Source organism: Ruegeria sp. BJ6, assembly GCF_056537885.1.
The window spans coordinates 188233-207666 of the sequence record NZ_JBQFSG010000010.1 but is presented as its reverse complement, the minus strand read 5'-3'; the positions used below and the strand labels follow the sequence as shown (position 1 = coordinate 207666).

Sequence of the window (19434 nt, the reverse complement as noted above, 5' to 3'; positions counted from 1 at the left end):
ATAACCTCAGATGCCCCCAGTCTATCCTGAGCGTCTCCGCCGCTTCCGCCGCGTCCCAAGCGCCTCAGCAGCGCCGGTGAAGGGGTATTTACGGATTAGGTCCGAGACCTGCAACCCCCATTTTGAAAAAACTTCACATTTCTCGGTGAAAACTTACCCACTTTAATGAAAACAATAACTTAGGTTAATAATGCACTTATTTTCCCTGGTCACACTCCCCCAAAACCATCCGCTATAAGACCCAGAAGACCGCCTGGGAACGGAATCGTACCTCCAACACGACTTTCACCAGAAACTCACCAATAGAAAACGCCGCCACGGTTTCCCGTGACGGCGCAGTTCACCAATATCCGGGTGAAGTTACTTCAGATCAAACCGATCAGCGTTCATCACCTTGTTCCATGCAGAGATGAAATCGCAGACAAATTTGCCTCCGGCATCAGCCTGACCGTACACTTCCGCAATCGCTCTCAGCTGGGAATTTGAGCCAAAGACCAGATCAACACGGGTTCCTGTCCATTTGACGTCGCCCGTGGTGCGATCGCGGCCTTCATACACGCCGCCTCCGTCTGCGGCCGGTTTCCACTCGGTCCCCATGTCCAGAAGGTTGACGAAGAAGTCCGTGCTAAGTGTCCCGACTCGGTCGGTGAAGACACCATGAGACGTCCCATCGGAATTTGCACCAAGAACGCGCATACCGCCGACAAGAGCTGTCATTTCGGGCGCGGACAAAGTGAGCAGTTGCGCTTTGTCGACCAGCAACTCCTCTGCTGAAACACTGTATTCCTTTCGCTGATAGTTGCGGAAACCATCTGCAATCGGTTCCAGCATCCCTACGGATGCAACATCCGTCTGGTCCTGGGACGCATCCGTGCGGCCCGGGTTGAACGGAACCTCAACATCATGACCCGCCGCTTTGGCGGCCTGCTCGATTGCAGCGCATCCGCCCAGTACGATTACATCGGCCAGCGACACTTTCTTGTTGCCCGATTGCGCATCGTTAAAGGCAGTCTGCACAGCCTCCAGCGCAGTCAGGACCTTGGACAGCTTCAGAGGTTCATTGACTTCCCAGTCCTTCTGCGGCGCCAGACGGATACGTGCGCCATTGGCACCGCCGCGCATGTCGGACCCCCGGAAAGTCGAAGCCGACGCCCAGGCCGTCGAAACCAGTTCGGATACCGATAGGCCAGAGGCCAGGATGCTTGCCTTCAGCCCGGAGATATCCCCGTCATCAACCAGATCATGATCGACGGCCGGAACATTGTCCTGCCACAGCAATTCCTCTTCCGGTGCCTCCTCACCCAGATAGCGGGAGCGCGGGCCCATGTCGCGATGGGTCAGCTTAAACCACGCGCGCGCAAAGGCATCCGCGAATTCATCAGGATTTTCATGGAACCGCTTTGAGATCGGGCCATAGATCGGGTCCATGCGCATCGCCATGTCGGCGGTGGTCATCATGGTCTTGACCTTTTTCGACGGATCACCCGCTGCCGGGGCCATATCCTCTTCCCGGACACCGACGGGTTCCCAGATCCACGCGCCCGCCGGGCTTTTGGTCAGGTTCCAGTCATATCCGAACAGCAGGTCGAAATAGCCGTTGTCCCATTTCGTCGGGTTTGCGGTCCAGGCGCCTTCGATGCCGCTGGTGGTGGTGTCGTCACCCTTGCCGCTGCCAAAGTCGTTGATCCACCCCAGGCCCATCGCCTCGATCGGGGCCGCTTCGGGCTCGGGGCCGACCAGTTCAGGATCACCCGCGCCATGCGCTTTGCCAAAGGTGTGGCCACCAGCGACAAGCGCAACGGTTTCTTCATCGTTCATCGCCATCCGGCCAAAAGTGTCACGGATATCACGGCCCGAGGCCAGAACGTTCGGCTCGCCATCCGGACCTTCCGGGTTCACATAGATCAGGCCCATCTGAACGGCGGCCAGCGGGTTTTCCAGATCACGCTCGCCACTGTAACGCTCATCCCCCAGCCACTCGGTCTCAGTCCCCCAATAGATGTCCTCTTCGGGTTGCCAGATATCCTCGCGGCCTCCGGCGAAGCCAAAGGTCTTGCCGCCCATGGACTCGATGGCGCAGTTCCCCGCCAGAATCATCAGATCGGCCCACGAAATCTGGTTTCCGTATTTCTGCTTGATCGGCCACAGCAGGCGGCGCGCCTTGTCCAGATTGCCGTTGTCCGGCCAGCTGTTGAGCGGCGCGAACCTTTGCGTACCGGTCGAACCGCCACCACGGCCGTCTGCCGTCCGGTAGGTGCCTGCACTGTGCCAGGCCATACGAATGAACAGACCGCCATAATGTCCGTAGTCCGCAGGCCACCAATCCTGCGAGTCGGTCATCAGCGCATAAAGGTCCTGCTTGAGCGCCTTCAGGTCCAACTTTTTGAACTCTTCGGCATAGTTGAACTCCCCGCCCATTGGATTGGACGCAGGCGCGTGCTGATGAAGAATGTTGAGGTTCAGCTGGTTGGGCCACCAGTCGCGGTTCGACCTGACCCCCGAGGTTGCGTGCATGACAGGGCATTTACCCATGCTGGCATTGTCGCTTCCGTCCATTTCAGTCTCCAATCATGGCTAAGGTTTTGGCAGATTTTAATTTAGAAACAGAGATATCGCCGAAGACGAAAGCACATCTTCCATCAAGCCACCAAACCTCGCCTCACGTTAATTCCTGCGAAACGCCAATGTCTGAGAAAGCTCGGTTCAGAAAATGTGACTCCCTGTCTCGTCGTGAACAGATCTAACACTTTTGATCCATTCTAATAAGTTTTGTTTTTCAATCAATTTCATAGATTATTCTTATGGGTTGGCCAAAGTCACTTTGATGGCCGCCAGGCCAACTTCGGTAAACCAAAGCTTAGATGCAGCCGCAGAGCGCGATATCCAAAAATCATAAGTACTTGATTTAAATTTATAAATTACTGTCGCCAATTCACCGCCTAGTATTGGAAGAAAGCCTCGTGGATCTTCTCAGTTGTGAAAACAAAGGAGCAATCACATGGCAAAACGAACTTCAATGACCTCTTCCGCAGTTAGCCGGATCAAAAGTGCCACGGCAAAATCTTCTGGCGGAAAAGTGCCCAAAGGTTCCTTCGCGGCAAGGGCGGAATCTGCAGCCGCCAAGCAGGCCAGTTCCAAAGTTTCAAGGCTCAAATAACCAAAACTCATTGTGGCGGACGCCAAGAGTGTCCGCCATTATCAAGGATACAAGTATGAAGTACTGCAACGACAAAGACATCCACAAAATGATTAAAACAGAAGTGAAGCTTGGGTCGGTTTTTTACCGCGGGGGCAAGCATGGAAAGCTTACTCTGCCCAATGGTGGCGTTCAAATCGTCCCCTCAAGCCCGAGCGATCGAAAAACGCTGTCGATATTGAAAGCACAAGTACAATTTTTGAAGTCTCAGGGAGTTTAAGGGCAATGGAGAAAAATGAACTTAGCCCGATCCCTCAGATTAGTGAAATTGTCGCGTTCTTTTTGCAGAATTTCACAGCGCAACCAGACGTAAAAACCAAAAAAGCGATGGATAAAGCCATCGAGAGACTTCGCGATGACACTCCTTTGAGCGTTGAAGATGCCGCGAAAATACTGAGAAGGTACGCTTCCAAAACAGTGAGTCTTTTAGATCCATCAAAGCAACTGATCAACGACCTGCGGATTGCCTTGCAAGGCTATATCGAACACGTGTCGGAAATTGATTGCGGGCCGCTTCCATCACACGAAGTGAGGCGTACCTTTGATCGATACGCGAGAAGCTATTGGTACATGGTTTTTTCCTTGTATTGCCCGCTTCTGGACGACCAACAAGTGCGGACGTTGATGAACGACCCGAATTCCGCGGTTCCTATTGCTTGGCGTGCATTTCGAGAGGGAAAATCTTGGAGCGAAGCGCTGGTTAAAATTTCCACTCTCAGGCGTTCAAAACGACAAGAAACTTGGGAAGAACAAGTAAAGGGCTGGGAAAACGGAACGGAAATGCGCGTTTCTACAATCTTGGAAATTGCCACCGTTGAGCGTGAGCAAGCTGTGGCGCTTCTTTTGGCGAGGGCTTACGCGCGCTACTGCCAACAAAACCTCGCTGCGAATTCCGCATACATGCCTACCTATATCATCACGATTGAGCAAATTCAGCCAGCGCTACAGTCTCTGCTAGCCGGACCATATGCGGACTTAGAAACATTCGATCCAGTTACAGAAAATTCCGTGCTCGAGCTGGTAAAGTTACTAGATCCAAACCGCCGCAAGGAATTGGGTGACCTAACCAAGGCAAGAGAGTGTATTAACGCCATTGAAGCGAGGCCAGAAAAACATCTAAGGCCGTCTGAGTTACACATTTTCAAAGGAATACTTGAAGTTCAGTGCGGAAACTTTGAACAGGCGATGCTTGAGTTCGAGCAATCTGCAACATGGTCTAAGTGGCGCTGCCCACATCAGTTCAGGACAGCACTATATCTCATCCTCATCGCGGCTCCCGCTCTCAAAAGAAAACAAAAGAGTATTTTCAAAAAATGGCGAGGTTGGGCTGAAGCCTATGGTTTAGCCACCGTTGAGTTTGAGCAAGCCGGAAAGCTCTTAGAAAACTTTCCTTATCCTTTCTTGGAGACAAAACAGCGGCAAACAAAACTCACTATGGAAACCAGTAAGAGTCTCGTGACGGTGCAAGACGTAATGCGCGCCATTATGGAAACAACAGGGGAAAATGCTGATCTCCCTGCGCGCACAATAGTAAACCAACAGGATAAAAGCGGACGAACGTGCTTGCAACTGGCGGTTTGCCTTTGCAAGCCAATTTGGGTGCAAAAACTGATCGATGCTGGCGCTGACGTTGAGGTGCAAGGCAAGTTTGGCCAGACACCGCTCTATGACGCTGTTTCTATGTTCCAAAAAAATTGGGCTGGAAGTTCGCAGTGTCCAAAGACGGAACTTCAAAACGCAGTGGGTCTATTGCCGACAAGATCACAAGTGAGCGTATCGCCGTTCTTGAGCGATGAGATTAAAGCACTGCTGTCGTCCCGTCCCGAACTTGCGCGATTGCTGAATGTACTTAACGAAGAGTTCACGCCCAAGTTTCCCAAGGGCGCCTCTAGGAGAATTGTGATGACATTGCTCCACGACGGAGGGGCCAACCCTAATACGCGCGTGGCAAATAAAGAGGATGGTCTGACGCCATTCTTGTGGGCAGCGGAGATCGGGGACCCTTGGTTGATCGAAACCTTACTGAACGAAGACGCCAACATATGCGATTCTAGCCAGGGGGCTAACGCTTATGATCGCCTTGTGAACTTCGGGCACGTCGATGTGGCGAAATGTTTCGAAGATCGACTAAGGGATACTGACCAGAATAACGACGCGCTGCCCGAACGCATGCATTGATAGTGCGCTGGCGTATCGAATGTTGCCGTGCGGTTCTTTTGTGTCTCTTCGATGATCCACGCTGACTGCAGGCGAATGGCCGCTGCGCCGGTCGCTTCCTGTGGTCCAGGATTGGTGGTCTGAGCACCAATTCAAGGCCTCTCCTCTGCCGTCCGCTAGGGTCCATTATGTTAGTTGTTTGCCCCTTACTGGGCAGCGTCTAGTCTGGTGGAGCTTAAAGGTCCAACCATTTCACCAGGCAAGCACAGCCATGGTAGTCTTTTTCGATTGTCTAATGCGCTCACAGAAATCCGGGTCTGAGCAATCCTGTGCCCGGATGCGAAAAGTACGCTACTGTTCGAGCGTCTCTAGATAGTAGTACGTCAATTTTGTTTCGTTCCTCTGCAGACACCGCAGATGTGCATTGTGATGCGGCTTTTTCGAGGGTTTGCCTCGCAATTTCATTTGCGAGCACCAGGTGAACATTTTCAAGTTGCTCGGTACCCAACTCTACGTCCAAGTGAATTGTCTTCCGCGGTCCGAGGCTACCTAAAAGCTCTCTTTGTAAGGTTACTTGACCTTCCATGAGCAGCGGTTGCAAGCGTTCGTACTTGTGCACCCACTTTTTCAACCCCCAATTATCTTTGTGACTGAGTGGCACCAAGCTGCTAGCTGCACCCTTTGTAGTACCGATGCTTAAAGTTCTCTGTGCTTCAATAGGTATGTCGAACAAAGAAACTAAGTCGGAAGCGGCAATAAGCTCCGGTCCGTTGGCGATCATTCCGCCGTCCGCATACCGCTGATCGCCTATCCTGTGCAATGGGAAGTAGCCGGGGGCTGCAGCCGATGCCAAAATGACGTCTACGAGTTTGATCTCTTCTTGGCTTCGATCGTAACTCCTAAAGATCTCAGGACATCCTTTGGTTTCATTTACGGCAGGAATCAGGAGGGCTTTATTCATATCTCCCAAGCGCTTATCTTTTAGTTTTTCCTCCAGAACTTCCCTCAGTTTACCCGAAGAGAAACGAGCTGACGTAATCCCAGGTTTGGTTTTCCAGTAGCGCCGTTCTGGAAAAATATCCTCCCCATTGTCTCGCATTAGTGAGAGGACTTCGTCTGTTGGGATTTCCGCGGCAACTGACGCGGCGAGGATTGAACCTACCGAAGTACCGCAGATGATGTCAAAACTGCTTGTTAGAGCACTGTTGTCTCCAAGCTTTTCTTTTCTCAACTTCAGCGCATTTGCCACTAGTGCTGAAAAGTAGCCCAGGAATCCTCCGCCGTGAAAGCTTAACACACTTGCTGTGGAGGGTGGCGAATATACAAGACCATCAGGTGCTAATGCGGGCATCAATCAGCCCACTGGATTCTTATGTCTATCCCGGCATTTTCTAGTAATTCAATGGTCTGAGAGTTTTCGTCTGACTTCACGAGAAGCAGAGTGGCGTCCTCTGCTCGGACGATGGAAATTGTCTGACAATCAAAGATATCTACTTGGTCAACCGGCGTCGCTTCGCGGATATGGCCAAATGCGTCGATGCTATCTCCGGAGAACGAAATGAGCTTGTATGCTGGGGGAGCGACCTCTAACCCCGGGCTACTGTTTTCCTCAGTCCCTTTCAGAATTCCATCCAGCCTGTTGCGAAGCTTTGTCTTCTCTGCTTCGTCATCCATTCCAAGAATAGCGTCTAGAGCTCCAGCGATTGCTGGAGCAGCTAGCGCAACGACTTGTGTTGTCTCCCTGAGCGCTCTCATGATCGGTAGTTCAATCGAACCATCCACAAGTTGGATCGTCTCTGTGACGCCGAGGATTATCATTTCTTTTTAGACCTTTCTCACCTTCCTGCCGAAAGAGCCTCTGACAATGATCGACGGTTCTGAAAAACCTTCTTCCGAGGTCTAGTAGAGATCTCATTGGCTGGAGACTCGTGAGCTAGGTCGCGAAAAAGATCCTGCCCAGTTGCATAACGCGGCTTGGACAGCTCCCTAAGTGCTTCCAGCATTGCATCCACCTCGCTTTCGAGCAAGAGAACAGCTCTCTCTTTGCCGGCTTCCTTTGCGTTCCCAATTAACTGAGGGCCAACCTCTTCAAGTTGCTTCAGGATGTCGGCGTACCTTTGCTTCAAGTCCGTTCTTTTCCATAGCCCTTGCTTTGTTGCGCCGTATTCTCGCCTCTTCCTGCTGGAGAGGAAAAAACGCAGCCTACTTTCGGCCCTCGACGTATTCTCGGTGTTCGACTCAACAACAGAAGCACCCCTTAGTACGTGGGCAATGATTGCAGCCTCGCGACTTTCGACTTCGTGATTTGTTATCGTCATTGGCTTGCCTCCTCGAAGTGGCAGGGTAGAGCTATGTATAGGTGCATTTATATGCCACATAGGTGCGGTTGGCAACATAAATGTACCTTTCAAACCTCAATATGCACCTTTGCATGCATGATTTCAAGGCTCTCCAAAGCAGTAAAATCTAATTAGAAACACCCCAACATATGGTGCTCGAACCTACACCGCTCACATGATAGTGGGTCGTGAGCGCGGGAAGGGGCCCATAAGCGCCCTTATGATATTTTGTGCCGATAAGCGCTTTTTGTGGGCCAACAGCGCTACGGCCAGCAGCCTTGACGAACTAGCCGACCGTAACGCGTTCCTTGCAGGCCTCGGTCTCACCGGTATTTGGTTTGAAACTAAGCGCTACGAGTGCGTCGAAAGTATCTTGAGGCTCGCTCGAAACGAACTCGCATACCGCGAGGCCCAATAGATATTTTCCATTAAGTATTTGATTTGTCTTGGTAAGTGGTGCCTCAAGAGGGACTCGAACCCCCGACCTTGTCCTTACGAAGGACCTGCTCTACCAGCTGAGCTATTGAGGCTTTCAGGCCCTACTATGGCCCTACTAGTTCTATGCTTTTTCCGCGAACCCTTTGGTTTTGCAAGTCATTCTCGCGGGGACCCGCTAATTACGAAGGACGTGCTCTACCAGCTGAGCTACAGCGGCACACCGGGGGTTCGTTTAAACGGTCGGCCGTAATCGTGCAAGGCGTAATCGGGTCGGGATGATGACTTCAGTTTCCAGCAAACCGAGCGCTCGAAGTTCCGAATTCCCGACACTTCACAGCCCCCGAAATATCGCGTGTCCGTTTCGGTAAACTCGTCTCACCAGCGCGTGACAAAAGATGTCATCGGATTGCTCACCTCTTATTCTGTTGGCAGCCTGCCTTCGAAGGAGACGCAGATGACCCCGATTGCAAAACACAAACCTCTTGCGCTTGCCGCAGTCTTCGCACTAACCGCATCGTTGACCCCCGCTGTCGCGCAAGCCGCTGAAACCCAGTCGCTGACAGTGGCTGGCGGATGTTTCTGGTGCGTTGAATCGGATTTCGAATCTGTTCCCGGCGTGATCGAGGCTGTATCCGGTTATACCGGCGGCAAGGTGGACAACCCCACATACGATCAAGTCTCACGCGGCGGAACCGGCCATTACGAGGCCGTCGAAATCACGTTCGATCCGGCAAAAGTGTCGCGGGAAACGCTGCTGAACATGTTCTTCCGATCGGTCGACCCGACCGATGCCGGGGGCCAGTTCTGCGACAGGGGGGAAAGCTATCGCACGGCGATATTCGTCTCTAATACAGGCGAAAAGGCGCAGGCTGAGCAGGCCAGGAAGGACGCTCAGAACGCGTTGGGGCAGGCGATCGTTACACCGATCCTGCAGCAATCGACCTTTTATCCGGCCGAAGCCTACCATCAAGACTACTACAAGGGTGACAAACTGATCTTCACCCGCTTTGGCCCCAAACGTCAGCGCAATGCGTATAAGGCGTATCGCAAGGCCTGCGGGCGTGATGCCCGCGTCCAGGAGCTTTGGGGCACTGCCGCACCATTTGCGGCCGGTCACTGATCCAGTCGGGCCGCTTGCACCTCTTTCAGGTCCGGGATCACATCGGCTGTTCCGCGCCGCGTCACCATAAGGGCTGCGGCGCGCATGGCCTGTGAAATCGCCTGCGCCATCGGCAAACCGCGATCCATTCCGGCCAGAACATATCCGGTAAAAGTATCGCCCGCGCCGGTGGTATCGACCGGGTCAACCTTGTGCGCTGGAAACTCCTGAGGTGCCTGACCGCGCCGGATATACCGCGCGCCCTGCGCTCCAAGCGTGACAATGACGTGTTCGACCGGCAAATCCGAAGCCGCAAGGCCCGTGCTCTGACGCAGTTGCTCGGCCTCGATCTCGTTCAGGATCAGAAAATCCAGATAAGGTTGAATGGCTTTGACCGCATCTGCGTCAAACGGAGCGGCGGCATAGCAAACCACCAGCCCCCTCTCACGTCCCAGTTTTGCGGCATCAACCTGTGCGCTTGTTTCGTTCTGCATCACCAGCAGATCGCCCGACTGCGCCCCGGTCAAGGCCTGCGCCACCTGCTTTTGCTGAATTTCCTGATTGGCACCCGGGAAAAGAACGATCTGGTTTTCACCATCGGCATCGACCGAGATGATGGCATGGCCCGTCGGCGCATCAACCTCGGAAATCTGGCGGGTATCCACTCCATATTCCGTCAGCCGATCCCGCGCCCAGCGCCCATCTGGCCCGATCGCGCCGATATGGCAGACATGCGATCCCGCCCGCGCCGCGGCAACAGACATATTCGCACCCTTGCCGCCCAGAAACTTGTCCAGCGCCGAGGCGGCAAGTGTCTCACCCGGGCCGGGCAGATGCGGAACGGCATAGACCATGTCCGCATTGATCGAGCCGAGGTTCCAGATCGTCATGGATCACCCGATATCGCAGGAGGCCAGAATGGCCATGTTTAGGATGTCATTCGCAGTCGAAACCGTCGAGCAGATCTGAATCGGCTTGTCGATCCCGGTCAGAATCGGGCCGATCACTGTCGCACCGCCCATCTCCTGCATCAGTTTGGTCGAAATACTGGCAGAATGGCGGGCCGGGACGATCAGGATGTTGGCCGGGCCGGTCAGGCGTGAGAACGGATAGGCCTCCTGTTGATGCGCGTTCAGCGCGACATCCACGGTCATTTCACCCTCATACTCGAAGTCGACGCGGCGCGCCTCAAGCACCTGTGGCGCTTTATAGAGCTTTTCTGTCCGTTCCGAGACCGGATAGCCAAAGGTTGAAAAGCTGACGAACGCCACACGCGGGTCCAGCCCCATATGCCGGGCAACAGCGGCGGCGCGTTCAGCAATCGTCGCCAGATCATTCTCATCCGGCCATTCATGCACCAGAGTGTCGCCGATCAGTACAATCCGCCCCTTGTGCAACAGTGCCGTAATCCCTGCCGCGCCATCCGCAGCACCTGCGTCAAACACATGGTTGATCTGGTCCAGAACATGCGCCGATTTACGCGTTGCGCCTGTTACGAGACCATCTCCGTGCCCATGTGCCAGCATCAGGGCCGAAAACACATGCCGGTCCCGTGCGGCAAGACGATGAACGTCCTTGCCGTCAAAACCCCTGCGTTGCAGGCGTTTGTACAGGAAATCCTTGTAGGTCTGCAGATGCTGGGTGTTGGCCGCATTGACGACCTCTATCTCGCGCACGGCATCCGCCAGACCGGCAGCTTCCAGTTTTTCCCTCACATCGTCGAGCCGACCCACAACCAGCGCTTTGCCGAACCCCGAGCGCTGATACATCACCGCAGCGCGCAGCACGCGGGGATCGTCACCTTCGGCAAAGATCATCCGGCTTTGCGCAGCACGCGCCCGGGCGTTCAGGCCGCGCAGGATACTGGCCGTCGGATCCATCCGCGATTTCAGGCTCAGCTCATAAGCCTCCATGTCAATGATCGGACGCCGCGCTGCCCCGGTGTCCATCCCGGCCTTTGCCACGGCTGGCGGAATGCGGTGAATCAGACGCGGGTCGAACGGCGTCGGGATGATGTAGTCGCGACCGAATGTCAGCGACTTGCCATAGGCCATCGCCACCTCGTCCGGTACATCCTCGCGCGCCAGACGTGCCAGCGCGTGCGCGCAGGCAATCTTCATCTCGTCGTTGATGGCGCGGGCATGAATGTCCAGCGCTCCCCGGAACAGATAGGGGAAACCCAACACGTTATTGACCTGGTTGGGATAATCGCTGCGCCCAGTAGCGACGATGGCATCGACACGCACCTCATGGGCCTCTTCCGGCGTAATCTCGGGATCCGGGTTGGCCATGGCAAAAATCACCGGATTGTCGGCCATGCTGGCAACCATCTCCTGCGTCACGGCACCTTTGACCGAAACGCCAAGGAACACATCGGCACCCTTCATCGCATCCTCAAGCGAGCGCAGGTCCGTCGCGATCGCATGGGCCGATTTCCACTGGTTCATGCCCTCGGTCCGGCCCTGATAGATCACACCTTTGGTGTCACAGACGATGCAATTCTCGTGCCGCGCGCCCATCGCCTTGAGAAGCTCGATACAGGCGATCCCCGCGGCACCTGCCCCATTCAGCACGATCTTCACATCCTCGATCTTTTTGCCCGAGATCTGAAGCGCGTTGATCAGCCCCGCCGCACAGATCACCGCTGTACCGTGTTGGTCATCGTGAAAGACGGGGATGTCCATCTCTTCCTTCAGGCGCTGTTCGATGATGAAACATTCGGGCGCCTTGATGTCTTCAAGGTTGATGCCGCCGAATGTCGGCCCCATCAGCCGCACTGCGCGACAAAACTCATCCGGGTCTTCGGTATCCAGTTCGATGTCGATCGAGTTCACATCCGCGAACCGCTTGAACAGGACCGATTTCCCCTCCATCACGGGTTTCGAGCCCAGCGCGCCCAGATTGCCTAATCCCAGAACTGCCGTCCCGTTGGAAATCACTGCAACAAGGTTGCCCTTGTTGGTATAGTCATACGCCGTTTCGGGGGCTTCAGCGATTGCTTCACATGGAACAGCCACGCCGGGGCTGTAGGCCAGCGACAAATCCCGCTGTGTGGTCATGGGAACGGTGGCCTGCACCTCCCACTTGCCGGGGGTTGGTTCGATGTGAAAGGCCAGCGCCTCTTCTTTGGTGATTTTCGCTTTGGGCATGTGATGGGTCGTTTCTCTGCATCTTCGGGGCTTCCGCCTCATAGCGCAGGCAATCGCCCGCCTCAACGGGAATACGTTTTCATCTTTCACAGCAGAAGGGGGATTTGTAAGGTCGCGTCCGGAATACGCCAGAAGGGGGCCGCCTTGTCCACAGTCACGCCGATGATGGCGCAGTATCTCGAAATCAAAGAGGCCCACGCCGATGCCCTGCTGTTTTATCGCATGGGCGATTTCTACGAGATGTTTTTTCAGGATGCCGTCAACGCGGCCGAGGCGCTGGATATCGCCCTGACCAAACGTGGCAAACACAATGGCGACGACATTCCAATGTGCGGCGTACCCGTCCATGCCGCCGAGGGTTACCTGCTGACGCTGATCCGCAAAGGGTTCCGCGTCGCCGTGTGCGAACAGATGGAAAGCCCCGCCGAGGCGAAAAAAAGAGGCTCTAAATCAGTCGTAAAGCGCGATGTCGTGCGTCTGGTGACGCCCGGCACCCTGACCGAAGACGCCCTGCTTGAGGCCCGCCGCCACAACTATCTGGCCGCTTACGCCGAGGTCCGGGATGAGGCCGCACTGGCCTGGGCCGATATCTCAACCGGCGCGTTTCACGTGATGCCGCTGACCTCGGTGCGGCTTAGCCCTGAACTGGCCCGGCTGGCTCCATCCGAGCTGATCGTGGCCGATGGGTCCGAACAGTTGCTGCAGGAACCCATCCGCGATCTGGGGATTTCATTGACGCCGATTGGACGCGCCAGTTTCGACAGCACCGCGGCGGAAAAACGCATCTGCGGCCTGTTTCACGTGGGCGCGCTGGATGCATTCGGCACATTCGGGCGCGCCGAGATTGCAGCGATGGGTGCGCTGATCGATTATCTGGAGATCACGCAAAAGGGTAAACTGCCCCTGCTGCAAACACCACTGAAAGAATCCGAAGATCGCGTCGTACAGATCGACGCCGCCACACGGCGCAATCTGGAACTAACCCGGTCCCTGTCAGGGGGTCGCGCCGGATCGCTTTTGTCCGTGGTCGACCGCACCGTCACACCGGGCGGTGCGCGGTTGCTGGAACAACGTCTCTCAAGCCCATCGCGCAATCTGGATGTGATCCACGCCCGTCTGGACGCGGTATCCTTTGCGGCCGAAGACGGGCTGACTGCATCAGACCTGCGCGAGGCGCTGCGCAAGACCCCCGATCTGGACCGCGCCCTGTCACGTTTGTCGTTGGAAAGGGGCGGCCCACGCGATCTGGCCGCCATCCGCAACGGGTTGGCGCAGGCCGCGACCATTGCTGAACTGTGCGAAAGCCGCGACTTGCCGGTCCTGCTGGCCACTGCCGTACAAAACCTGACCGGATTCGACGACCTGCTGTCCCTGCTGGACGAAGCCCTTGTTGCCGATCCCCCGCTGCTGGCCCGTGATGGTGGCTTCATCGCACCCGGTTACGACGAAGAGCTGGACGAAGCCCGCACCCTACGCGACGAAGGCCGCTCGGTCATCGCTGGTTTTCAACAGAAATACGCGGAACACACCGGCATTACGTCGCTGAAGATCAAGCACAACAACGTGCTGGGTTATTTCATCGAAACCACGGCCACCCATGCCGAGAAAATGCTGAATCCACCCTTCAGCGAAACCTACATTCACCGACAGACAACCGCCAATCAGGTCCGGTTCACCACCGTCGAACTGTCCGAGATCGAAACCCGCATCGTGAACGCGGGCAATCTGGCATTGGAGATTGAAAAGCGGCTCTATCAAAGGCTTTCTGGCGAAATACTGACCAAGGCCGCGCACTTGAATCAAACCGCTCGTGGGCTGGCCGAACTGGATCTGACCACAGCACTGGCCGATCTGGCACGCGGAGAAAACTGGTGCCGCCCGCAGGTCGACACGTCTCGCGCCTTCGACATACAGGGCGGTAGACATCCGGTCGTCGAACACGCGCTGCGCCAACAAGGGGGCGACGCTTTCATCGCCAATGACTGCGGTCTCAGCGCCGAAACAGGAGCAGCGATCTGGCTGCTGACCGGCCCCAACATGGCGGGTAAGTCGACCTTTCTGCGCCAGAATGCACTGATTGCCCTGCTGGCCCAGATGGGCAGCTATGTTCCGGCAGAACAGGCGCATATCGGCATTGTAAGCCAGCTGTTCAGTCGGGTCGGAGCCTCAGACGACCTTGCGCGCGGGCGTTCGACCTTCATGGTCGAAATGGTCGAAACCGCCGCCATTCTCAATCAGGCGGATGACCGCGCTCTGGTCATCCTCGATGAAATCGGGCGCGGCACGGCCACTTACGACGGCCTCTCCATCGCCTGGGCGACGCTTGAACACCTTCACGCCTCGAACAAATGCCGCGCCCTGTTTGCCACGCACTACCACGAACTCACCGCTTTGGCCGGAAAACTGAAAGGCGTCGACAACGCCACTGTCGCGGTCAAGGAGTGGGAGGGTGAGGTGATTTTCCTGCACGAAGTCCACAAAGGCGCCGCCGACCGATCCTACGGGGTGCAGGTCGCGCAACTTGCCGGCCTGCCGGCATCCGTCGTCGAACGCGCCCGCGTTGTATTGGACCAACTGGAGAAAACCGAACGAGAAGGCGGCAAGCAAAAGGCTCTGATCGACGAACTGCCCCTGTTCTCCGTCGCGCCTCCGTGGGCACCTGCGCCCAAAGCTTCACCCGTCACGGATATGCTCAATGACATCCTGCCGGATGAACTCACCCCGCGCGAGGCCCTCGACCTGATCTACAAACTGAAAGAGGCGGCCAACACCTGACCGCCCCTTCATCTTTTCAAAAATACTCTCGCCGAAGGCTTGGCCTCTACGAGGCCAATCAGCTCGCAGGCGTCGAAGACACACCAACCTGTGCTGGACGCAGCAACCGGTCGTGCAACATGAACCCCTCGGCCGAGACCTGAATGATGTCCCCTGCCCGGGTTCCCGGCACCGGCGCTTCGAACATCGCTTCATGGACCTTCGGGTCGAACCTGTCGCCAACCTCGGGCGTGATCACCTCGATCCCGTGTTTCTGGAACACGTCCTTCAGGGCACGCATGGTCAGCTCGACACCTTCGATCAGACCGGCAGCCACTTCTTTCTGCTCATCGGTCGCCGCCTCAAGCGCGCGCTTCATGTTGTCGTAAACCGGCAGCATGTCGCGTGCCAGTTTTGAACCACCGTACTGTTCCGCATCTCGGCGCGCCTTGTCGCCACGTTTGCGCGCGTTTTCCGCATCCGCCAGCGCGCGCATGAATTTGTCCTTGAACTCGTCACGTTCCGCGCGCAGCGCATCAATTTCCAGCGCCTCTTCGCTGATCTCCGCAAATTCCTCGGCCAGCTCTTCCGCTTCGGCGGTTGCGATATCGTCCAGAAAATCTTCGTTCTTGGGCTCTGCCATCTCTTACCCTCTAGCTCCGGTCGGATATCAGCTTGCCGACCAGTTGCGCCGTATAATCCACGATCGGCACGATCCGTCCATAATTCAGTCGTGTGGGTCCGATGACCCCGACCGCACCGATTATCTTTCGATCAGCGTTCATATATGGAGACACCACCAAAGAGGAACCCGAAAGTGAGAAAAGTTTGTTCTCAGAGCCGATAAAAATGCGCACACCTTCGCCTTCTTCGGTCAATTCCAGAAATTCCGCGATATCCCGCTTGCGTTCCAGATCGTCAAACAGCGTTCGGATCCGGTCCAGTTCCCCGGCTTCGCCCGGTTCACCCAACAGATTCGCCCGCCCCCGGACGATCAATCTGGCCGAGTCGGTCCCGTCGCCCTCCCACACGGCCATGCCGCTGTCGACCATCTCACGCGCCAGAACGTCGATTTCCTGCTTGCGCGATGCGATCTGACTTTGCATTTGACGGCGCACTTCGCTCAGCGTCCGTCCCTCGATCAGTGCGTTCAGAAAATTCGCCGCCTCGCGCATCGAACTTGGCGTCTGCCCCGGAGGAGGCGTGAACAGGCGGTTTTCGACCTGCCCGTCCGAAAAGACCAGAACCACAAGCGCGCGATCATGGGCCAGTGAGACGAACTCGATATGTTTGATTTCAGACTCGTGCTTGGGGGTCAGAACCAGCGACGCCCCATGTGTCACGTGTGACAATGCTGACCCGACCCGGTCCAGCATTCCACCCACATCCCCTGCGTTAGAGCCTAATGTCTCGTCCAGCTTCTGCCGGTCATCAGCCCCCAGATCACCCACTTCCAGCAAGCCATCCACGAACATCCGCAATCCCTGCTGCGTCGGAATCCGGCCGGCACTGACATGAGGGCTGTCTAGCAGACCCAGAAACTCCAGATCCTGCATCACATTGCGCACGGTCGCGGCACTGACCTTTTCCGACAGGGTGCGTGTCAGGGTCCGGCTGCCGACGGGTTCGCCGCTGTCCAGATAACTCTCGACGATCAGCCGGAACACCTCACGCGACCGATCATTCATCTCGTCCAGAATTTTACTTGCTTCGCTCATCGGCGTTCCCTTGCTGGACCGTCATTAAATCGCAGGCAATTGAAAGGTCAATCGGGGTTGCATCGTAACGCCGCGGGGCGTTATCCCCAACCCAGCAAACAAAGGATTTTCCATGCGACCCTCAGGACGAGATTTAAGCGAAATGCGCGCCGTTTCAATCGAAACGGGGTTCACCAAACATGCCGAAGGTTCCTGCCTGATCAAGATGGGCGACACCCATGTTCTGTGCACCGCCACGATCGAAGATCGCGTGCCCCCCTTTATCAAAGGGTCAGGTCTGGGTTGGGTCACCGCCGAATACGGCATGCTGCCCCGCGCCACCAACACCCGGATGCGGCGTGAGGCGGCGAGCGGCAAACAAGGCGGACGAACCGTCGAAATTCAACGCCTGATCGGTCGTGCCCTGCGCGCGGGCGTAGACCGGGTTGCACTGGGCGAACGTCAGATCACTGTGGACTGCGATGTGATTCAGGCCGATGGCGGCACCCGCTGCGCGTCGATCACCGGCGGTTGGGTTGCGCTGCGTCTTGCGGTGAACAAGCTGATGAAAGCCGGCGATGTAATTTCCGATCCGTTGGTCGATCCCGTGGCCGCCGTGTCCTGCGGTATCTACGCCGGTCAGCCGGTGCTGGATCTCGACTACCCCGAGGACAGCGAGGCGGGTGTCGACGGCAATTTCATCATGACTGGATCGGGCAAACTGATCGAGGTACAGATGTCCGCCGAAGGCTCGGTCTTTAGCCGCGCACAGATGGATCAGCTGATGGATCTGGCGGAAAAAGGCGTGGGCGAACTGGCCGCAGCCCAAAAGGCCGCCACCGCATGACACGCAAGTTCGACGGTGACAGGCTGCTGGTAGCCACCCACAACAAGGGCAAGCTAGAGGAGATGGTCCATCTCCTCGAACCCTTTGGCGTGACTGTTGTCGGCGCGGGAGAGATGGACCTGCCTGAACCGGAAGAAACCGAAGATACTTTCGTCGGCAACGCCCGGATCAAGGCCCACGCCGCCGCCAAGGCTACCGGCCTGCCTGCACTGTCGGACGATTCCGGCATCACCATCGACGCGCTGGACGGTGCACCGGGGGTGTACACCGCCGATTGGGCCGAAACTGGCAATGGTCGCGATTTCCTGATGGCGATGACCCGTGCGCATGATGAGCTGGAGGCGAAAAACGCCGCCCATCCGCGTACCGCACAATTCCGCTGTACGCTGGTTCTGGCCTGGCCCGACGGTCATGATGAAGTGTTCGAGGGCATCGCCCCCGGCCATCTGGTCTGGCCGATCCGCGGCAAGGACGGGTTCGGCTATGACCCGATGTTTGTCCCCGACGGCCATGACATTACCTTTGCTGAGATGGATCGCTGGGAAAAGAACAAGATCAGCCATCGCGGTCGCGCGGTGGAGATGTTCGTGAAAGGCTGCTTTGGCGGATGATTGGCGCAACGGGGGCTTTGGCCTATATGTGCATTGGCCTTTTTGCGAGGCCAAGTGCCCCTATTGCGACTTTAACAGCCATGTATCAAAAAATATTGATCAAAAACAATGGCTTGATGCATATCTAAGCGAATTGAAGCGGTCTGCGGCCGAAACGCCTAACCGCGTCCTGAACACGATCTTCTTTGGTGGTGGTACGCCTTCCCTGATGGCGCCCGAAACCGTCGCCGCCGTGATCGATGAGGCCCGTGCCCTCTGGCGACCCGCCAATAACATGGAGATCACACTTGAGGCCAATCCCGGCTCGGTCGAAGCGGGCCGGTTTGCCGCTTATCGAGACGCTGGTGTGAACCGCATCTCAATGGGTGTGCAAGCCCTGAACGACGTAGATTTGCGACGCCTTGGGCGCATTCACACCGTCACCGAGGCCCGATCAGCCTTCGATATCGCCAGAAACTGCTTTGACCGCGTCAGTTTCGATCTGATTTATGCGCGGCAACACCAAACCCTCGAAAACTGGCGCGCGGAACTGACCGAGGCGTTGTCCATGGCAGTTGACCATCTGTCACTTTACCAGCTGACCATTGAAGAAGGCACCGCCTTTGGTGATCGCTATGCCATCGGCAAACTGCGCGGCCTGCCCGAAGATGACAGCGCCGCAGACATGTATCTGGCCACGCAAGAGATTTGCGAGGCGTATGGCTTGCCCGCTTATGAGGTTTCGAACCATGCCCGCCCAGGGGCCGAGTCACAGCACAACCTGATCTATTGGCGATACGGGGATTATGTCGGCATCGGTCCCGGTGCGCATGGACGGATAACAGTTGGTAATCGGAAGCTGGCCACGGAAACCTATTTGTCCCCGAATACCTGGCTCAACGCGGCAAACAGCGGCAGCGGGGAAAAGCAGCGAGACGAGCTGTCGCGGCAAGATCAGGCGAGTGAATACCTCATGATGTGTATGCGGATCATTGAGGGGCTAAATATTGACAGATTTAATGCACTGTCAGACTATCCGCTACCGCAGGACAAGCTGAATGATCTTATCGAGTTTGGCATGGTAGACCAAACAGGCGGACGACTGATCGCCACCAAAGATGGGCGTGCCGTGCTGAATGCCGTGATTCGCGAATTATTGGGGTAGAGG

Annotated in this window: 16 protein-coding genes and 1 tRNA gene; 7 read left to right on the top strand and 10 right to left on the bottom strand. The window is 56.2% G+C overall.

The window, feature by feature from the left end:
- Positions 1 to 360: 360 nt before the first annotated feature.
- Together katG and ACR0D6_RS18720 are read right to left on the bottom strand one after the other, a co-directional pair.
- Positions 361 to 2556, bottom strand: coding sequence for a catalase/peroxidase HPI (gene katG / locus ACR0D6_RS18725; protein WP_480766630.1), 2196 nt, complete (start codon positions 2554 to 2556; stop codon positions 361 to 363).
- A 438-nt stretch (positions 2557 to 2994) separates the two neighbouring features.
- The gene (locus ACR0D6_RS18720) at positions 2995 to 3168 is read right to left on the bottom strand and encodes a hypothetical protein (RefSeq protein WP_480766629.1); all 174 of its coding nucleotides are present in this window, start codon (positions 3166 to 3168) and stop codon (positions 2995 to 2997) included.
- A gap of 17 nt (positions 3169 to 3185) precedes the next feature.
- Between ACR0D6_RS18720 and ACR0D6_RS18715 the strand changes: the two genes are divergently transcribed.
- Positions 3186 to 3416, top strand: a complete 231-nt coding sequence (locus ACR0D6_RS18715) for a hypothetical protein (protein ID WP_480766628.1) — start codon at positions 3186 to 3188, stop codon at positions 3414 to 3416.
- 5 nt (positions 3417 to 3421) lie between these two features.
- A complete protein-coding gene (locus ACR0D6_RS18710; protein WP_480766627.1) occupies positions 3422 to 5374 on the top strand; it encodes an ankyrin repeat domain-containing protein in 1953 nt (650 codons plus the stop codon).
- Positions 5375 to 5654: 280 nt separating this feature from the next.
- Here the strand turns inward: ACR0D6_RS18710 and ACR0D6_RS18705 are convergent, their stop codons facing one another.
- The 4 genes from ACR0D6_RS18705 to ACR0D6_RS18690 form a co-directional block, all read right to left on the bottom strand.
- Positions 5655 to 6704, bottom strand: a complete 1050-nt coding sequence (locus tag ACR0D6_RS18705; RefSeq protein ID WP_480766626.1) for a CBASS cGAMP-activated phospholipase — start codon at positions 6702 to 6704, stop codon at positions 5655 to 5657.
- Positions 6704 to 7171, bottom strand: a complete 468-nt coding sequence (locus tag ACR0D6_RS18700; RefSeq protein WP_480766625.1) for a hypothetical protein — start codon at positions 7169 to 7171, stop codon at positions 6704 to 6706. Before ACR0D6_RS18700 ends, ACR0D6_RS18705 begins: the two co-directional genes overlap by 1 nt.
- 17 nt (positions 7172 to 7188) lie before the next feature.
- Positions 7189 to 7671 carry a hypothetical protein gene (locus ACR0D6_RS18695; protein WP_480766624.1) on the bottom strand — a complete coding sequence of 161 codons (483 nt, stop codon included), beginning with the start codon at positions 7669 to 7671 and terminating at the stop codon, positions 7189 to 7191.
- A gap of 475 nt (positions 7672 to 8146) precedes the next feature.
- Positions 8147 to 8222, bottom strand: a tRNA-Thr gene (locus ACR0D6_RS18690).
- A gap of 362 nt (positions 8223 to 8584) precedes the next feature.
- Here ACR0D6_RS18690 and msrA point away from each other — a divergent pair.
- Positions 8585 to 9250, top strand: a complete 666-nt coding sequence (msrA, locus tag ACR0D6_RS18685) for a peptide-methionine (S)-S-oxide reductase MsrA (RefSeq protein ID WP_480766623.1) — start codon at positions 8585 to 8587, stop codon at positions 9248 to 9250.
- Here msrA and ACR0D6_RS18680 read toward each other — a convergent pair.
- Entirely contained in the window at positions 9244 to 10119 is an 876-nt protein-coding gene (locus ACR0D6_RS18680) for a ribokinase (protein WP_480766622.1), read from the bottom strand. The two genes, msrA and ACR0D6_RS18680, sit on opposite strands and share 7 nt — an antisense overlap.
- A 3-nt stretch (positions 10120 to 10122) precedes the next feature.
- A complete protein-coding gene (locus tag ACR0D6_RS18675) occupies positions 10123 to 12378 on the bottom strand; it encodes an NADP-dependent malic enzyme (protein WP_480766621.1) in 2256 nt (751 codons plus the stop codon).
- A gap of 162 nt (positions 12379 to 12540) precedes the next feature.
- On the opposite strand from ACR0D6_RS18675, the gene mutS reads away from it, so the two are divergent.
- Positions 12541 to 15153 (top strand): DNA mismatch repair protein MutS, encoded by a 2613-nt coding sequence (gene mutS, locus ACR0D6_RS18670; RefSeq protein ID WP_480766637.1) that lies wholly within the window; start codon positions 12541 to 12543, stop codon positions 15151 to 15153.
- 58 nt (positions 15154 to 15211) lie between these two features.
- Here mutS and ACR0D6_RS18665 read toward each other — a convergent pair whose 3' ends face one another.
- A complete protein-coding gene (locus ACR0D6_RS18665) occupies positions 15212 to 15775 on the bottom strand; it encodes a nucleotide exchange factor GrpE (RefSeq protein WP_170655396.1) in 564 nt (187 codons plus the stop codon).
- Positions 15776 to 15785: 10 nt separating this feature from the next.
- On the bottom strand, positions 15786 to 16850 hold the full coding sequence (gene hrcA / locus ACR0D6_RS18660; RefSeq protein WP_480730900.1) for a heat-inducible transcriptional repressor HrcA: 1065 nt from the start codon (positions 16848 to 16850) through the stop codon (positions 15786 to 15788).
- Positions 16851 to 16962: 112 nt separating this feature from the next.
- Here hrcA and rph point away from each other — a divergent pair, with 112 nt between their 5' ends.
- Genes rph through hemW form a run of 3 tightly spaced genes read left to right on the top strand, consistent with a single transcriptional unit; the run spans position 16963 to position 19431 of the window.
- On the top strand, positions 16963 to 17676 hold the full coding sequence (gene rph / locus ACR0D6_RS18655) for a ribonuclease PH (protein ID WP_170655392.1): 714 nt from the start codon (positions 16963 to 16965) through the stop codon (positions 17674 to 17676).
- Positions 17673 to 18287, top strand: a complete 615-nt coding sequence (rdgB, locus tag ACR0D6_RS18650) for an RdgB/HAM1 family non-canonical purine NTP pyrophosphatase (protein ID WP_480766620.1) — start codon at positions 17673 to 17675, stop codon at positions 18285 to 18287. Before rph ends, rdgB begins: the two co-directional genes overlap by 4 nt.
- Positions 18277 to 19431: a radical SAM family heme chaperone HemW gene (hemW, locus tag ACR0D6_RS18645; RefSeq protein WP_480766619.1), complete on the top strand. Its 1155-nt coding sequence runs from the start codon at positions 18277 to 18279 to the stop codon at positions 19429 to 19431. The genes rdgB and hemW overlap by 11 nt, the downstream gene beginning before the upstream one ends.
- Positions 19432 to 19434 lie beyond the last annotated feature (3 nt).

Bases quoted from the DNA above. Each gene is read 5' to 3' on its own strand.
- katG (WP_480766630.1), bottom strand. From the start codon at position 2,556: ATGGACGGAAGCGACAATGCCAGCATGGGTAAATGCCCTGTCATGCAC.
- ACR0D6_RS18720 (WP_480766629.1), bottom strand. From the start codon at position 3,168: ATGAGTTTTGGTTATTTGAGCCTTGAAACTTTGGAACTGGCCTGCTTG.
- ACR0D6_RS18710 (WP_480766627.1), top strand. From the start codon at position 3,422: ATGGAGAAAAATGAACTTAGCCCGATCCCTCAGATTAGTGAAATTGTC.
- ACR0D6_RS18705 (WP_480766626.1), bottom strand. From the start codon at position 6,704: ATGCCCGCATTAGCACCTGATGGTCTTGTATATTCGCCACCCTCCACA.
- ACR0D6_RS18700 (WP_480766625.1), bottom strand. From the start codon at position 7,171: ATGATAATCCTCGGCGTCACAGAGACGATCCAACTTGTGGATGGTTCG.
- ACR0D6_RS18695 (WP_480766624.1), bottom strand. From the start codon at position 7,671: ATGACGATAACAAATCACGAAGTCGAAAGTCGCGAGGCTGCAATCATT.
- msrA (WP_480766623.1), top strand. From the start codon at position 8,585: ATGACCCCGATTGCAAAACACAAACCTCTTGCGCTTGCCGCAGTCTTC.
- ACR0D6_RS18680 (WP_480766622.1), bottom strand. From the start codon at position 10,119: ATGACGATCTGGAACCTCGGCTCGATCAATGCGGACATGGTCTATGCC.
- ACR0D6_RS18675 (WP_480766621.1), bottom strand. From the start codon at position 12,378: ATGCCCAAAGCGAAAATCACCAAAGAAGAGGCGCTGGCCTTTCACATC.
- mutS (WP_480766637.1), top strand. From the start codon at position 12,541: ATGATGGCGCAGTATCTCGAAATCAAAGAGGCCCACGCCGATGCCCTG.
- ACR0D6_RS18665 (WP_170655396.1), bottom strand. From the start codon at position 15,775: ATGGCAGAGCCCAAGAACGAAGATTTTCTGGACGATATCGCAACCGCC.
- hrcA (WP_480730900.1), bottom strand. From the start codon at position 16,850: ATGAGCGAAGCAAGTAAAATTCTGGACGAGATGAATGATCGGTCGCGT.
- rph (WP_170655392.1), top strand. From the start codon at position 16,963: ATGCGACCCTCAGGACGAGATTTAAGCGAAATGCGCGCCGTTTCAATC.
- rdgB (WP_480766620.1), top strand. From the start codon at position 17,673: ATGACACGCAAGTTCGACGGTGACAGGCTGCTGGTAGCCACCCACAAC.